The sequence below is a fragment of the Amycolatopsis orientalis DSM 40040 = KCTC 9412 genome (assembly GCF_000478275.1).
Taxonomy (GTDB): Bacteria; Actinomycetota; Actinomycetes; order Mycobacteriales; family Pseudonocardiaceae; genus Amycolatopsis; species Amycolatopsis orientalis.
The window spans coordinates 685,304-700,305 of record NZ_ASJB01000083.1; the positions used below are offsets into that span (position 1 = coordinate 685,304).

The 15,002-nt window shown below is 68.3% G+C and carries 17 protein-coding genes; 9 read left to right on the forward strand and 8 right to left on the reverse strand.

Annotated features, from left to right (window positions below):
* Positions 1–22 precede the first annotated feature (22 nt).
* The 3 genes from L324_RS34445 to L324_RS34455 all read right to left on the reverse strand — a co-directional run bounded on the left by L324_RS34445 (position 23) and on the right by L324_RS34455 (position 2,162).
* Positions 23–781, reverse strand: coding sequence for a 3-hydroxybutyrate dehydrogenase (locus tag L324_RS34445; RefSeq protein WP_037318509.1), 759 nt, complete (start codon positions 779–781; stop codon positions 23–25).
* 155 nt (positions 782–936) lie between these two features.
* A complete protein-coding gene (locus tag L324_RS34450; RefSeq protein ID WP_037318511.1) occupies positions 937–1,668 on the reverse strand; it encodes a Fic family protein in 732 nt (243 codons plus the stop codon).
* Positions 1,665–2,162, reverse strand: coding sequence for a phosphoribosyltransferase (locus L324_RS34455; protein WP_037318519.1), 498 nt, complete (start codon positions 2,160–2,162; stop codon positions 1,665–1,667). The genes L324_RS34450 and L324_RS34455 overlap by 4 nt, the downstream gene beginning before the upstream one ends.
* A 114-nt stretch (positions 2,163–2,276) precedes the next feature.
* Here L324_RS34455 and L324_RS34460 point away from each other — a divergent pair, with 114 nt between their 5' ends.
* The 3 genes from L324_RS34460 (at position 2,277) to L324_RS34470 (ending at position 5,600) form a co-directional block, all read left to right on the forward strand.
* A complete protein-coding gene (locus tag L324_RS34460) occupies positions 2,277–2,855 on the forward strand; it encodes a GNAT family N-acetyltransferase (protein ID WP_037318523.1) in 579 nt (192 codons plus the stop codon).
* A gap of 100 nt (positions 2,856–2,955) precedes the next feature.
* Complete coding sequence (gene acs, locus L324_RS34465; protein WP_037318528.1) at positions 2,956–4,926, forward strand: acetate--CoA ligase; 1,971 nt, start codon at positions 2,956–2,958, stop codon at positions 4,924–4,926.
* Between the two features lie 167 nt (positions 4,927–5,093).
* Positions 5,094–5,600 carry a DUF6319 family protein gene (locus L324_RS34470; protein ID WP_037318530.1) on the forward strand — a complete coding sequence of 169 codons (507 nt, stop codon included), beginning with the start codon at positions 5,094–5,096 and terminating at the stop codon, positions 5,598–5,600.
* A gap of 55 nt (positions 5,601–5,655) precedes the next feature.
* Here the strand turns inward: L324_RS34470 and L324_RS34475 are convergent, their stop codons facing one another.
* Together L324_RS34475 and L324_RS34480 are read right to left on the reverse strand one after the other, a co-directional pair.
* Complete coding sequence (locus L324_RS34475) at positions 5,656–5,991, reverse strand: cupin domain-containing protein (protein WP_037318533.1); 336 nt, start codon at positions 5,989–5,991, stop codon at positions 5,656–5,658.
* On the reverse strand, positions 5,988–7,292 hold the full coding sequence (locus tag L324_RS34480) for an MFS transporter (protein ID WP_037318961.1): 1,305 nt from the start codon (positions 7,290–7,292) through the stop codon (positions 5,988–5,990). Before L324_RS34480 ends, L324_RS34475 begins: the two co-directional genes overlap by 4 nt.
* A 108-nt stretch (positions 7,293–7,400) precedes the next feature.
* Between L324_RS34480 and L324_RS34485 the strand changes: the two genes are divergently transcribed.
* Positions 7,401–8,081 (forward strand): DUF2848 domain-containing protein, encoded by a 681-nt coding sequence (locus L324_RS34485; RefSeq protein WP_037318536.1) that lies wholly within the window; start codon positions 7,401–7,403, stop codon positions 8,079–8,081.
* Here the strand turns inward: L324_RS34485 and L324_RS34490 are convergent.
* Both L324_RS34490 and L324_RS34495 read right to left on the reverse strand, forming a co-directional pair.
* The gene (locus L324_RS34490; protein ID WP_235783726.1) at positions 8,045–8,827 is read right to left on the reverse strand and encodes a tRNA(His) guanylyltransferase Thg1 family protein; all 783 of its coding nucleotides are present in this window, start codon (positions 8,825–8,827) and stop codon (positions 8,045–8,047) included. The two genes, L324_RS34485 and L324_RS34490, sit on opposite strands and share 37 nt — an antisense overlap.
* Positions 8,824–9,276, reverse strand: coding sequence for an ATP-binding protein (locus L324_RS34495; protein ID WP_173426433.1), 453 nt, complete (start codon positions 9,274–9,276; stop codon positions 8,824–8,826). The genes L324_RS34490 and L324_RS34495 overlap by 4 nt, the downstream gene beginning before the upstream one ends.
* Positions 9,277–9,389: 113 nt before the next feature.
* Between L324_RS34495 and L324_RS34500 the strand changes: the two genes are divergently transcribed.
* Positions 9,390–10,118: a VIT1/CCC1 transporter family protein gene (locus L324_RS34500; RefSeq protein ID WP_037318548.1), complete on the forward strand. Its 729-nt coding sequence runs from the start codon at positions 9,390–9,392 to the stop codon at positions 10,116–10,118.
* A gap of 53 nt (positions 10,119–10,171) precedes the next feature.
* On the opposite strand, the gene L324_RS34505 is transcribed toward L324_RS34500, so the two are convergent.
* On the reverse strand, positions 10,172–11,632 hold the full coding sequence (locus tag L324_RS34505) for a peptide MFS transporter (protein WP_081736564.1): 1,461 nt from the start codon (positions 11,630–11,632) through the stop codon (positions 10,172–10,174).
* A 207-nt stretch (positions 11,633–11,839) separates the two neighbouring features.
* On the opposite strand from L324_RS34505, the gene nhaA reads away from it, so the two are divergent.
* Genes nhaA through L324_RS34525 form a run of 4 tightly spaced genes read left to right on the forward strand, consistent with a single transcriptional unit; the run spans position 11,840 to position 14,936 of the window.
* Positions 11,840–13,042 (forward strand): Na+/H+ antiporter NhaA, encoded by a 1,203-nt coding sequence (gene nhaA / locus L324_RS34510; RefSeq protein ID WP_037318550.1) that lies wholly within the window; start codon positions 11,840–11,842, stop codon positions 13,040–13,042.
* Between the two features lie 50 nt (positions 13,043–13,092).
* Complete coding sequence (locus L324_RS34515; RefSeq protein ID WP_152547079.1) at positions 13,093–13,587, forward strand: phage holin family protein; 495 nt, start codon at positions 13,093–13,095, stop codon at positions 13,585–13,587.
* Positions 13,588–13,602: 15 nt separating this feature from the next.
* Entirely contained in the window at positions 13,603–14,526 is a 924-nt protein-coding gene (locus L324_RS34520) for an alpha/beta fold hydrolase (protein ID WP_037318552.1), read from the forward strand.
* Entirely contained in the window at positions 14,523–14,936 is a 414-nt protein-coding gene (locus L324_RS34525; protein WP_037318554.1) for a DnaJ family domain-containing protein, read from the forward strand. Before L324_RS34520 ends, L324_RS34525 begins: the two co-directional genes overlap by 4 nt.
* Positions 14,937–15,002: the final 66 nt, after the last annotated feature.

The window sequence follows — 15,002 nt, forward strand, 5'->3', positions numbered from 1 at the left end:
GAAGGCGTCCTTTCTTGGGGGTTCACGCGGCGGTCCAGCCGCCGTCGAGGGGGATCGAGGTACCGGTGACATGGGCGGCGTGGTCGCCGGACAGCCAGAGCACGCACGCGGCGACGTCGGCGGGTTCGATCAGCCGCTTGATCGCCGAACGCCGCAGGAGGACCTGTTCGATGACGGCGTCGCGTTCGAGGCCGTGCTCCTCGGCCTGCGCCTCCAGCTGGCCGGTCACCAGCGGCGTCCTGACGTAGCCGGGGCAGACGCAATTGCTGGTCACGCCGTGTTCCGCGCCTTCGAGCGCGGTGACCTTGGAGAGGCCTTCGAGGGCGTGCTTCGCGGTGACGTACGCGGATTTGAACGGGCTCGCGCGGAGCCCGTGGACGCTCGACATGTTGACGACGCGCCCCCAGCCGCGGTCGTACATGGCGGGCAGCACGCGTCGGATGAGCAGGAACGGCGCGGTGACCATGAGCGACTGGAGCCGGATGAACGTCTCCGGCGGGAACTCGTCGATCGGCGCTATGTGCTGGAAACCGGCGTTGTTGACGAGGATGTCGACCTCGGCCGGGAGGGTCTCGATGGCTTGGGCGTCGGTGAGGTCGATGACGTGCGCGATGCCGTTGACGCCGGCCGCGGCCTTCTCGACGGCGTCGTCGATGTCGACGAGGTGGACCTTGGCCCCGGCTTCGGCGAGCGACTCGGCGCAGGCCAGGCCGATACCGCTCGCCGCACCCGTGACCAGCGCGGACTTCCCGGCCAGATCGCTGTGATACGCACCACTCATGCCCGACGACGTTAGGTCGCTCCCGGCACTTAAACCATGTGGCTACGCGCTACACCTGCTCAAGATCCTGTGTGTGCCCGTCACACCCATGCATTTCGTCCTCTGGATGCGGTGGTTGCGCGTGCAAGTACCGCATCCAGAGGACGAAATGCGGGCTAACCGGCGGCGTCCGAGATGGACTTCGCCTCGCGAGCGCCGGCCTCGAACGCTTCGCATGAGAAGAGCAGCCAGGACCGGACACCCTCCGAAGTCCCTTCGGCGAAGGCCGAAGCGGCTTCGAGGTACTTCGGCACCCGGCGGAAGTACGCGACCTCCGGCACCGTCAGCGCCTTCGGGTCCAGCCCCGTCGCCACCGCCGAAAGCCGGGCGGCCGCCCGTGCGACGACGCCGTCCGCCGAGCCGAAAGGCTTGAGTGCCAACAGTTCTCCATGCACGACGGCGGTCAGCACCGGTCCCGGTACCGACGTCGCGCCGGTGACGAGTTGCGCCAGCATCTCCAGCCGCGGCCCGACGTCGCCGGACGACCGCGGCCGCCCCAGCGCGTCGAGGTCCGACACCAGATCCGACGCCGCGAGGACATGCAGCCGCGCCAACGCCTGCAGCGGCGCCCGCCGCCAGGTCGGGAGCATGCCCTCCAGCGCTTCCGCGACCCGCAACGCACCGGCCAGCACCGGATCGGTCACCTCACCGGACTCCGGCAGTTCGGGTGCGGCGCCTTCGATGCCGGCCGACGCCCGCGCCGACCGCACGGACGCTTCGGCGGCCGTCGCGGCCCCGCCGCGCAGGTTGGCGGGCAGCCGGTGCACGGCGAACACCGCGTCCTGAGCCGATTTCGCGGCCGCCGCGACCCCTTCGAGGTCGAGCAGCGGCTTCAGCGGATCCGTCATGCGTCCAGCACCTGCCCGGCGCGCCGCACCACGGGCGCCTGCACCGACCACGGGAAGTTGATCCACCGATCCGTGTGCTTCCAGACGTACTCGCATTTGACCTCGGAACGCGGCTTCTCGTAGACGACCGCGCAGCGCACCTCGGCGACGTGGTCGGCGCAGAAGTCGCGGACCAGCTTGAGGGTCGCGCCGGTGTCCGCGACGTCGTCGGCGACGAGCACCTTCTTCTTCGTCAGGTCGACGACGTTCGGCACCGGCGGCAGCATCACCGGCAGGTCGAGACGCTGATCGACACCGGTGTAGAACTCGACGTTCATCACGTGCAGGTTCTTGACGTCCAGCGCGTAGCCGAGCGCACCGGCGACGAACAACCCGCCGCGCGCGATCGACAGGATCAGGTCCGGTTCGAAGCCGTCGTCGGCCACGGCCTGCGCCAGATCCCTGCTGGCCGACCCGAACAACTCCCAGGTGAGCTCTTCCCGCTCTTCGGCCATGCCGCCTCGCCTTCTCGATCGTTCCCGCGAGCATAGGCAACGCCCCAGTGGCCTTCTCGAATGCTTCGAAACTGGCTATCCAGCAAGGCCATTACCGGCCGTAACGTCAAGATCGTGACCGACTGGACCGCGCATGCGACTTTGACCGGCGAACGCGTCCGCCTCGAACCCCTCACCCGCGACCACGCGAAGGGCCTCTTCGAAGCCGGATCCGACCCGGCGATCTGGACCTGGCTCAGCCTCCGGCGACCGGAGGACCTCTCCGCCGCCGAAGCGATGGTCGACGACGTCCTCGCCGACACCGACCGCCGCGCCTGGGCGCAGATCGACGCGCACACCGGCGAGGTCGCCGGCACGACGTCGTTCTACGCGATCAACGCGCGCCACCGGATCCTGTCCATCGGCCACACCTGGATCGGTACCGCCTGGCAGCGCTCCGGGCTCAACCGGGAGTCGAAACTCCTGTTGCTGCGCCACGCTTTCGACGACCTCGGCGCGAACCGCGTCGCGTGGGAGACCGACATCCGCAACCTGAAGTCGCAGCGCGCCATCGAACGTCTCGGCGCGCAACGGGAAGGGGTGCTGCGCGCGCATCGCGTCCGGCCCGACGGAACCGTGCGCGACACCGTCCTCTACTCCCTCACCGGACCAGAATGGCCGGCGGTCCGTACCGCCTTGTCCTCAAGCGTGTGAATGCCGTGCGCAACCGCGATGCAACCTTTTACTTCGCGTCGTAACGTCGATAGCGTGCCAACGGGCGTGAAGACACGCGAATCACAGGAGGCATCGCACCATGACCGAGCAGTCGCCGGCGCTGGACAATTTGCTCACGGAGAGCAGGACCTTCCCCCCGAGTGAGACCTTCAGCGCGCAAGCGAATGCCACCGCCGACTTCTACGCCGAAGCCGACGCCGACCGGGAAGCGTTCTGGGCCAAGCAGGCGGAACGCCTCCACTGGGAAACGAAGTGGTCACAGGTACTGGACTGGACCAATGCGCCGGTCGCGAAGTGGTTCGTGGGCGGCAAGCTGAACGTCGCCTACAACTGCGTCGACCGCCACGTCGCGGACGGCCACGGTGAGCAGGTCGCGATCCACTGGGTCGGCGAGCCCGGTGACAGCCGGGACATCACCTACGCGCAGCTGAAGGACGAGGTTTCCAAGGCCGCGAACGCTTTCGAGTCCCTCGGGCTCACGGCGGGCGACCGGGTCGCCATCCAGATGCCGATGGTGCCCGAGGCGATCGTCGCGATGCTCGCGTGCGCCCGCATCGGCGCCATGCACAGTGTCGTCTTCGGTGGTTTTTCCCCCACAGCGCTGCGTTCCCGTGTGGATGACGCGGCCGCGAAGGTCGTCATCACCACCGACGGCCAGTACCGCCGCGGCAAGGCCGCCCCGATGAAGGTGAACGTCGACGAAGCACTCGAAGGCGCCGAATCGGTCGAGAAGGTCATCGTCGTCCGCCGCACCGGCGACGAGGTGCCCATCACCGACGGCCGCGACGTGTGGTGGCACGACCTCGTCGACGGCCAGTCGGCGGAGCACGCGCCGCAGGCGTTCGACTCGGAGCACCCGCTCTTCATCCTCTACACCTCCGGCACCACCGGGAAGCCGAAGGGCATCCTGCACACCTCCGGCGGTTACCTGACCCAGGCGGCGTACACGCACCACAACGTCTTCGACCACAAGGCGGGCGAAGACGTCTACTGGTGCACCGCCGACATCGGCTGGATCACCGGCCACAGCTACATCGTGTACGGGCCGCTGGCGAACCGGGCGACGCAGGTCGTCTACGAAGGCACGCCGAACACCCCGCACGAGGGCCGCCACTGGGAGATCGTGCAGCAGCACAAGGTCTCCATCTACTACACCGCGCCCACGCTGATCCGCACGTTCATGAAGTGGGGCAACGAGATCCCGGAGAAGTACGACCTCTCCTCGCTCCGCGTGCTGGGCAGTGTCGGCGAGCCGATCAACCCCGAGGCGTGGATGTGGTACCGCGAGCACGTCGGCGCGAACTCCGCGCCGATCGTCGACACGTGGTGGCAGACCGAGACCGGCGGGATCATGATCTCGCCGCTGCCGGGCGTCACCTCCACGAAGCCGGGTTCGGCGCAGAAGGCGCTGCCGGGCATCTCGGCGAAGGTCGTCGACGACCAGGGCGTCGAGGTCGGCAAGGGTGGCGGCGGCTACCTGGTGCTCGACAAGCCGTGGCCGGGGATGCTGCGCGGCATCTGGGGCGACGAGCAGCGTTTCCGCGAGACGTACTGGTCGCGCTTCGCCGACCAGGGCTACTACTTCGCCGGTGACGGCGCGAAGTACGACGCCGATGGCGACGTCTGGCTGCTGGGCCGCGTCGACGACGTGATGAACGTGTCCGGTCACCGCATCTCGACCACCGAGGTCGAGTCCGCGCTGGTCTCGCATCCGACGGTCGCCGAGGCCGCCGTCGTCGGCGCGACCGACCCGACCACCGGACAGGGCATCGTCGCGTTCGTCATCCTGCGCGGCAACGCCGTGGACGGCGGCGAGCAGGCCGTTCAGGAGCTGCGCAACCACGTCGCCAAGGAGATCGGGCCGATCGCGAAGCCGCGGCAGATCCTGGTCGTGCAGGAACTGCCGAAGACGCGGTCCGGCAAGATCATGCGCCGCCTGCTGCGCGACGTCGCCGAGAACCGCCAGGTCGGCGACGTGACCACGCTGGCCGACTCGTCGGTGATGGACCTGATCTCTTCGGGCCTGAAGACCGGCAAGTCCGAGGAGTAACCCTCCCCTCGCGCGCCATGAAAGGTCCTTTCCTTGCAAATTTTGCGAGGAAAGAACCTTTCCTGGCGTCCGACACGCCTAGCACACCCCGCCGCGCACCACTCGAACGCCTGTTCTATGATGTGCCGGGTACCACCCCATACCCGGGCAAGGAGACGACACCGACGATGACCGTGGATGCCTTGACGCGCACTGACGCCGCGTCCGAAGAAGCGGCTACCGAAGCGCCCGTCGACTCGACGCCGCAGGCGGAGGCCACCGAGACCCCGGCCGAGTCCAAGGCCGAGACTCCCGAAACGACCGACGCCCCGAAGTCCGACGAGACCCCGGCTTCCGACGAGCAGGTGGCCGAGTCCCCCAAGCCCAAGCGCGGCCGCCCCAAGGTCGCCACCACGGCCAAGAAGACCCGCACCGTCGAGCTGACGCTCACGGTCACCGGCACCGCCGACGGCGAGTGGCAGGCCGAGCTCAAGAACGGTGCCAAGTGGGTCGCGAAGGGCCTGGAGATCCCGGCCGCCGCCGTGTCCCGCGCCGCCAAGGAGCTGCACGCGGATCTGTCCGGCCCGATCGACGAGGTCATCAACGCCGCCCGCGAGCTGCAGGCCGCGAAGGTGGCCCAGCTCGAAGCCGAGCTGGAGAAGGCGAAGCTGGCGCTGGCCGAGCTGGACGCTTAAGACTTTCCTCCCGACCGGGGCGGACGCTGGAAATCAGTGTCCGCCCCGGTTTCTGTCATCCGCCGATCGGCGGCCGCGAGGGCAGCGGCGTCTTGAACTCGATCCAGCGACTGTCCACAATGGCCTCGACGCTGTGCGGGACACCGCGCGGGTGGACGATCGTCCCGCCCGCTTCGAGCGCGATCTCCCGGCCGTCGAGCGTGCCCCGCAGCGAACCCGACAGCAGGTACACGATGCTGTCGTGATCGTGGCTGTGCACGGGAGAAGCGACACCGGCCGGATAGGCGATCTCGTACGCCAGACCGCCTTCCGCCCGCGCGAGCGACCGGTACCGGCCCTGACCGCCGATCAGCGGCAAACCCTCCACTGTGGACATCGGCGTCCAGCTCATCGCGCGGGCTCCGGCTCCACGACCTCCTCGCGGTCCGGGTCGCGGGCGAGGACGACGCCGATGACGGTCACCACGGCGGTCGCGAGCAGGTAGACGCCGATCGCGACCCACGTGCCGTAGCCGGCGAGCAGCGCCGTCAGCAGCAGCGGCGCGGGCGCCCCGCCGATGACCCCGGCGAGGGTGTAGGCCAGCGAACTGCCGGTGTAGCGCAGCCGCGGCGAGAACTGCTCGGTGACGAGCGCGGCCTGCGGCCCGTACAGCGCGGCGTGGATGACCAGCGCGAGCACGATGCCGATCACCAGCATGACGAACGAACCGCCGCTGATCATCGGGAAGAAGACGAACGGCCAGATCCCGGCGGCGATGGTCGCGATCAGGTACATCTTGCGCCGCGAAACCCGGTCCGACAGCGCGCCGAACAACGGCATCAGCACCAGCTGGAACGCCGAACCGATCATCACCGCGGCCAGCCCCGCGCCGCGCGAGAGACCGGTGTGCGTGGTGACGTAGGTGAGGACGAAGACGGTGAAGAGCGCGTACAGCACGTCCGGGCAGACGCGGATCAGCACGGCGGCGACGAGCGCGCGGCGTTCGGTGCGGAAGACCTCGGAGACCGGCGCCGACGGACGTTCGCCGCGCTCCTGGATCCGGCGGAAGACCGGCGTCTCCTCCAGTTTGAGCCGGATCCACAGGCCGAAACCGACCAGCGCGCCGGAGAGCAGGAACGCGATCCGCCAGCCCCAGCTGTTGAACTGGTCCTCGGTGAGCAGCGCGGCCAGTACGGCGAGGACGCCGTTCGCGAGCAGGTTGCCCGCGGGCGGGCCGATCTGCGCGGCCGACGCCCAGAATCCGCGTTTGCCCGGATCGCCGAACTCACTCGACAGCAGGACGGCGCCACCCCATTCGCCGCCGATGCCGACACCCTGCGCGAACCGCAGCGCGACGAGCATGACCGCCGCGAAACCGCCGATGGTCTCGTAGGTGGGCAGGACGCCGATGAGGAAGGTCGCGACACCGGTGAGCACGAGCGTCATGACCAGGATGCGTTTGCGGCCGAGCACGTCGCCGAGGCGGCCGAAGATGATCCCGCCCAGCGGACGGGCGAGGTAGCCGACGGCGTAGGTGGAGAACGCCGCCATCGTGCTCGCGAGCTGGTCCTCCGAGGGGAAGAAGAGGTGCCCGAAGATCGTCGCGGCCGCCACCGAGTAGGCCGCGAAGTCGTACCACTCGAGCGCTGTTCCCGAGAGGCTGGCCGCGAAGGCCTTGCGCAGCGAGCGCCGGTCACCGGCTGGTGAAGTCATGTCCACATCCCGTCCGTTCGAGGTCCTCAACCCCGCCGGGAGGGGTTGAATTGCGGATATACTCCTTGTATACAAGGCGTATGCGCAACCCCCAATCTCGGAGGACAGATGCCTGAGCTGCGTTTCACCCTTCCCGACGGCCAGGAGCGGCGGACCGAGGTCCACACGCTCCTGAACGCCGGATACGCCGGTCGCAGCCAGGAGGACGTCGCCGCCCACGTGGCCGAACTGGCCGAACTCGGCGTCCCCGCACCCGCGGTGATCCCGGCGCTCTATCCGGTCGCGCCGTACCTGGCGAGCCAGACCGACGAGGTCCCCGTGCAGCACGACCGGACCTCCGGTGAGGCGGAGTGGGCCATCGTCATCACCGGCCCCGCGCCCGAGGACGTCCTCCTGACGGCGGCCTGCGACCACACCGACCGCGCGCTCGAAGCGCACGGCGTCGCGTGGAGCAAGAACGCCGGCCCCGACGTCCTCGCCGCCAAGGCCTGGCGTCTCGTCGACGTCCAGGACCGGCTCGACGACCTCACGCTCTCCGCCTGGGCCGGGGAAACCCTGATCCAGCAAGGAAAACTCGCGGAACTGCTGCCGCCGTCGTACTGGCTGGACGTACTGCGCGAACGCGGCCTGCACGCACCGGGCACGGTACTGATCTCGGGCACGATCCCGATGGTTCACGGTGTCGACCAGTTCGCCGACTCCTGGCGCGTGGAACTGGGCGACCCCGCGACCGGCGAGACGATCGACCTCGCCTACCGGGTGCGGCGGCTGCCCGAACCGATCGGCTGAAGCAGTTCGCCGACGAAGGCGCGGTACTCGTCCTTCATCGGCAACTCACGTTCGACGCGGACGCGGCGCCGGGTCGCGGCGACCTCGATCTCCCGTACGGGATCGAACCCCGTGCTCTCGTAGGTCTCCCAGTACAGCCCGACGCCGCGCCGCTGCCAGGCGGGCAGTTCGGTGAAGTTGACGCCGTGCGCGTAGAGCAGCTCGTTCTTCTCGGGGATACCGGCGCCTTCCAGGACGTCGCCCGCTTCGCGTGCCGATTTCCCCGCCTGGCGCAAGGTCCAGTAGCACCAGCCGTTGAGCGCGCAGCGCGTCGCGTCCGCCTGGCGCCACGAGAAATAGTCGACGACGTCGCTCGCTGTCGTGCCGAGCCAGATCCGGCCGTCGAAGTGCGCGGGCACCCCGGCCGCGTGCGTGAACGCCGCCGACGCGACTCCCGCGGAGATCGACACGAGCTTCTCGACCCCACGGCCGAATAGCGCGGCGGCGGGGTCGAGCAGGACCGAGATCTCGTCGCTCTCGGTGTAGACGTACGGCGCGGCGAATTCCGCCATCAAGGCCTGCGCCGTCTCGACCATGCACGCGCTGAACCGCGGATCGAACGGCTTCTCGAAACGCGCTTCGGTGAACTTGGAGAATCCGCGGCCGTCGACGCGGAGCACCGTCCACGAACCCGGCGGCACGGTCAGACCGTGGAACCACTCGCGTTCCCGTTGCCGCGCTTCGAAACCACCGGCCTCCACGGTCACCCCCGCTCCACGACGAAACCGCCCGCACCATCGAAACCGACGGTGTACAGCTCGTCGAACCCGTCTTCGGCGCCAGGCCGCCGAAGACGCTTGAGCGTCGCATACAGACCGACGTCCGGCACCCGGGTTTTTCCCGTCCTGAGCGCGTTGCGCCGATGTGATCCGGCGAGGTCGGGCGGGAACCAGTACCCCGCGACCTTCGCGCCGTGCCGCCTCGCGACCTCGATCAGCGGCACCCATTCCTCCGGGGAGGGGTTGGTGTTGTCCACCACCACCGAACGGCCGTCTTCGAGCGCCTCGGTCAGGATCCTCAGCTGCCGCGCCTGCGGGCGGCGGGCGTGGCGGAAGTTGTCCTTGCTGAGGTGGACGTGCGTGCTCGCGAACTCCCGGTGGAAGAACGTCGTCTTCCCGGACGCCTGCAGCCCGATCAGGATCACCACCTCGACCATGCGCGACAATCTAGCCGACGAGTTAGGTAAGCCAATAATGAATAAGGTTTGCCTGCATTGACCACGCACGATCCCCACTCGCCGAATTGCGTTTCCCGTGTTTCACTGAATGGGTGACCGAAACCATCTCCGACGAATCGACTTCGCATCCCCACGAACCGCACGAGACCCTCGGCGGCAAGCTGAACTGGCTGCGCGCCGGGGTCCTCGGCGCGAACGACGGAATCGTCTCGGTCGCCGGCATCGTGGTCGGTGTCGCGGGCGCGACCACCGACTCCACCACGATCGCGACGGCCGGAATCGCGGGCCTGGTCGCGGGCGCGCTTTCGATGGCGGGCGGCGAATACGTCTCGGTGAGCACCCAGCGCGATACGGAACGCGCGCAGTTGCGGCTGGAAAAGCGCGAACTGAAAGAGATGCCCGAGGCCGAAGAACGCGAACTCGCGGAAATCTACGAGTCGAAGGGCCTTTCCGCGGAACTGGCCGCCCAGGTCGCCCGCGAGCTGACCGAAAAGGACGCGTTGCAGGCGCACGCGGAGGCGGAACTCGGCATCGATCCGGACAATCTGACCAGTCCGTGGCAGGCGGCGTGGGCGTCGCTGGTGGCGTTCACCGCCGGTGCCCTGCTGCCGCTGCTGTCGATCCTGTGGACGGCGACGTCGGCGCGGGTCTGGGCGTGCGCGTCGGCGGTGGTGGTCGGGCTGGCGCTGACCGGGTTCATCAGCGCGAAACTCGGCGACGCCCGGATCGGCCGGGCGATCGCGCGGAACGTCGGCGTCGGCGCGCTGACGATGCTGGTGACGTACTACGTCGGTGTGCTTTTCGGCGTCACCGTCGGGTAGGGCCTCGTGAGTGGTAATGACGGTTCTAACCGTCATTACCACTCACGAGAAGGTCAGTGCACGCCCTTCATGAGCTTGCGGATCATCGGCGTCGCCACCAGGAGCGCCACCCCGATCACGATGGCCACCCCGCCCACGATGCTGAAGTACGGCGCTTCGTCGTCCACCGTGTAGTACTCGGCGAGCTTTCCGGACATCGCGGTACCAAGTGAGATGGACAGGAAGTTCAGCGCCACCATCTGCGTCCGGAACGCCTCCGGCGCGAGTTTGGTCGACAGCGAGAGACCAACAGGCGAGAGCATCAGTTCCGCCATGGTGAACACGAACAGGATGCCCACCAGCGCGATCAGCGGGCTCGCGTTCTTGCCGCTGCCGACCATCGGGAGGAACAGCAGGAACGCCGCGCCCATGGCGACCGTGCCGAGCACGAACTTGACCGGCGAGGACGGCTGCCGCGAACCGAGTTTCGTCCAGATCGCCGCGATCACCGGCGCGAACACGATGATGAACACCGGGTTGATCGAGTTGACCCACGCCACCGGCATCTCCCAGCCGAAGATGGTGCGGTCGAGGCGCTCGTCGGTGTAGGCCGCGACGACGGTGAACTGCTGCTGGTACAGCGAGAAGAACGCCGCGCTCGCGATGAACATCGGGATGAACGAGTACACCCGGCTGCGTTCCTCGGAGGTGATCTGCTTGCTGCTGATGATCACCACGAAGTAGATGACCGAGATGACCGCGACGGCCCCGACCACGATGTCGACCAGGTTGGCCGGGTTGATGACACCGAAGACCACCAGCAGCACGATCGCCGCGACACCCACCGCGGTGGCGCCGTAGACCAGCGGACGCCGCGACGCGGGCAGCGGGTTCGGGATCTCGCTCGCCTTGTCGCCGAGGTTCTTGCGGCCGATCGTGTACTGGATCAGGCCCAGCGCCATCCCGATCGCGGCGAGCCCGAAGCCGACGTGGAAGCCGATCTCGCTCTGCGCGAGCCCGGTCAGCAGCGGCCCGACGAAGCCACCGATGTTCACGCCCATGTAGAAGATCGTGAAACCACCGTCGCGGCGCTCGTCGCCCGGCGCGTACAGCGTCCCGACGATGGCCGTGGCGTTGGACTTCAGCCCGCCACTGCCGACGGCCACACAGACGAGACCGACACCGATACCGGCCAGACCCGGCAGCAGGGCCAGGCTGATGTGGCCGACCATGATCAGGATCGCGCTGTAGAACAGCGTCCGTTCGGAGCCGAGCACGCGGTCCGCGACCCAGGCGCCGATCACCGCCGAGAGGTAGACCATGCCGCCGTACGCGCCGACGATGCCGAGCGCGGACGCCTTCGGCAGCGCGAGCCCGCCCTGGCTGACTTCGTAGTAGAGGTAGATGGGGAGGATGCCGAGCATCCCGTAGAACGAGAATCGCTCCCACATCTCGACGCCGAAGAGGTTCGCCAGCCCTCGTGGGTGCCCGAAGAACCTCGTGTCTTGCTGGACCTCGGTAGAGGTACTCACCATGCCGTCCTTATCGAAGACATCGTTGTCGTTTTCCGTTGACATGCTAGAAGCCCGTGATGTGGACCGGACACCGACGTCCGTAGCGATCCTGTGGCAACAGTCATGAAAGCGAGATTTCCCCAGCTAGAAGCATTAAAATCGCGTCAAGGTGCGCCGGGAAGGCTGGTCGGCAACAGTATTCGTCGTTGCCGAAATCCGGAGGATGCCGTGACCAGCGGTCCCAACCGCCCCGCGAAAGCCGTCGTCGCCGACTTCGCCCGCTATCTCCGCACCGAAACCACCGGCGGGATGATCCTGCTCGGGGCCACCGCGCTCGCCCTGCTCTGGGCGAATTCGCCCATCGAAGACATTTACCGCGCGATTCGCGATTTCGAGCTCGGCCCCGAATTCCTCCACCTCAATCTGACGATCGGCGACTGGGCCAAGGACGGCCTGCTGGCGCTCTTCTTCTTCGTCGCGGGCCTCGAACTCAAACGCGAACTGGTGGTCGGCGAGCTTTCGCGGTTCAAGCAGGCGATCCTGCCGGTGGTGGCCGCGATCGGCGGCATGGTCGTCCCGGCCCTGATCGCGCTCGCCGTCGGCTGGGGCGCGCCGGGCATCGAACGCGCGTGGGCCATCCCGGTCGCCACCGACATCGCGTTCGCGCTGGGCGTGCTCGCGCTGACCGCGTCGAACCTGCCGAGCAGCGCCCGGGTCTTCCTGCTGTCGCTGGCGGTGGTCGACGACCTCGGCGCCATCCTCGTCATCGCGATCCTCTTCACCGCGAAGTTCGACCTCGTCGCCGCGGGTGTCGCCGTCGTGGCCCTCGCGCTCTACGCCTACCTGCAGCACCGCCGCGTCCGCAGCGCCTGGATCTATGTGCCGCTGGCGGTCGTCACCTGGGTCGCGGTGCACTCGGCCGGCGTCCACGCCACCATCGCCGGTGTCGCGCTCGGCCTGCTCACCCGCGTCCGCGCCGACGAAGGCGAGGAGCACGCGCCGGCGATCCGGCTCGAACACCGGCTGCAGCCGTGGTCGGCCGCGGTGGCGGTGCCGCTGTTCGCGCTGTTCGCGGCCGGGATCACCGTGAACGCCGACTCGCTCGGAGCCGTCTTCACCACGGCGTTGCCGCTGGCCGTGCTCGCCGGTCTGGTCGGCGGGAAGTTCGTCGGGATCTTCGGCGCCAGCCTGCTCGCCGTGAAGTTCAAGCTCGCGGAGAAACCCCGGGGTATGGGCTGGCGGGACATCGGCGCGCTGTCGATGCTGGGCGGTGTCGGGTTCACCGTGAGCCTCCTGATCGCCGATCTCGCGCTCGACGGGGAGGACGTCGAACTGGCGAAGACGGCCGTCTTGATCGCTTCCGCCGTCGCCTCGCTGGCGGGGGCCGCCCTGCTGATGCATCGCAGCCGCGTCCACGCTCAGGAGGATTGAGGCGCGACACTCGCCGGTCCGCCGCGCCCGTGATGAGGGCACGTGGCACGATGACCGGTGTGAGCAGCCCCAAGCACGAACGCACCGGCCCCGACGGCGTGGGGGCCGTGCCCTACCTCCCCCTGTCGAGCGATGACGACGTGGTAGCGAGCGAGCAGTCCCTCGGGAAGCTCGTCGGCGACGCCACACAGCATGTCTCGACGCTGATCCGCGCCGAGGTCGAGCTGGCCAAGTCCGAGGTCGTCGCGGAGGCGAAGAAGGGCGTCAAGGGCGCCATCTACTTCCTGATCGCGCTGGTCATCGGGTTGTACAGCTCGTTCTTCTTCTTTTTCTTCCTCGGCGAACTGCTGTCGGAGTTCCTGCAGCGCTGGGCGGCGTTCCTGATCGTGTTCGGGCTGATGCTCGTCACGACGGCGGTCGCGGGGTTCCTCGGCTACCGCAAGATGAAGAAGATCAAGGCGCCGGAGCGCACGATCAACAGCTTCAAGGACACCGCCGCCGCGTTCAAACCGCACCGCGACGACTCCCCCGCCGACCACAGCTGACGGGTTTTCGAGGCGGTGCGGGCGACACCGGATCCGTCGATCGTCCGGATCGACGGCCCGTGGACTCATCGTGACGTCTCGGCGAACGGCATCCGGCTGCACGTCGCCGAACTCGGCGACGGGCCCATGGTGCTGCTGTTGCACGGGTTCGCCGAGTTCTGGTGGACCTGGCACCACCAGCTGACGGCCTTCGCCGACGCCGGTTTCCGCGCGGTGGCGGTGGATCTGCGCGGGTACGGCGATTCGGACAAGCCCCCGCGCGGGTACGACGCCTGGACGCTCGCGGGCGACGTCGGCGGGCTGATCAAAGCACTGGGCGCGCGCAAGGCCCACCTCGTCGGACATGCCTGGGGCGGCATGCTCGCGTGGACGGTGGGCGCGCTGCATCCCCGGCTGGTCTCCTCGGTCAGCGTGCTGGGCGGCGCTCATCCGCTCGCCCTGCGACGGGCGGTGCGACGCCCTGGACAGCTGCGCGCGTCGGGACATCTCCTGCGCTTCCAAGTCCCGATGGCGCCGGAAAAATGGCTGGTCAGAGACGACGCTCTCGCCGTCGAGGAGCTGTTCCGCGCCTGGTCCGGTCCTCAGTGGACGGACACCGCGGACTTCACCGAAACCGTGCGGACGTTCCGGCAGGCGATGCTCGTGCCGGGGGTCCCGCACAGCGCGCTCGAGTACTACCGGTGGGCGTTCCGCGCGCAGTTCCGCGGCGAAGGGCGCCGATTCAGCGAAGCGCTGCGAGGCCGCTTCGCCGCCCGGGTCCTGCAACTGCACGGTGAGGACGATCGGTGCGTCCTGCCCGAGACGGCGGCGGCGTCGCGTCGTTGGGCCCCCGACGCGCGGCTTGAGCGCTGGCCCGGCATCGGGCACTTCCCGCATCTGGAGGCCCCGGACCGGACGTCCGGGCGGTTGCTGGACTTCCTCCGTATTTTGGAGTCATGACCGAACGCAAACCGACGGGTGTCTCGTTCGAGTCCTGGGTGGACCGGCAGATCAGTGCAGCCGAGGCGAAGGGCGAGTTCGACAACCTGCCCGGGGCCGGGAAGCCGCTCCCGAAGACCGACGGCAAGGACACCGCGCTCGCCTGGGTCGTCAACAAGGTCCGCGCCGAAGGGCACGACGTGTCGGCGCTGCTGCCGCCTTCGCTGGCGATCGCCAAGGAGCTCGACGACCTGCCGGATACCTTGGCGAAGGTGCGTCGCGAGGCCCGGGTGCGGGAGATCGTCGAAGAGCTGAACGAGCGGATCCGCGAGGAGCACCGGCGTCCGGCGGGTGGTCCAGTGTTGCGGGCCCGGCCGCTGGACGTCGAGGAGACCGTCGCTTCGTGGCGCGAAGGCCTCTCCGGGGGCTGAAGGGCCCTTTCCCCGCATCGCATGCGGCGAAAGCGCCCTTCACCGCGTGAGATGAGGGGAAAGGGC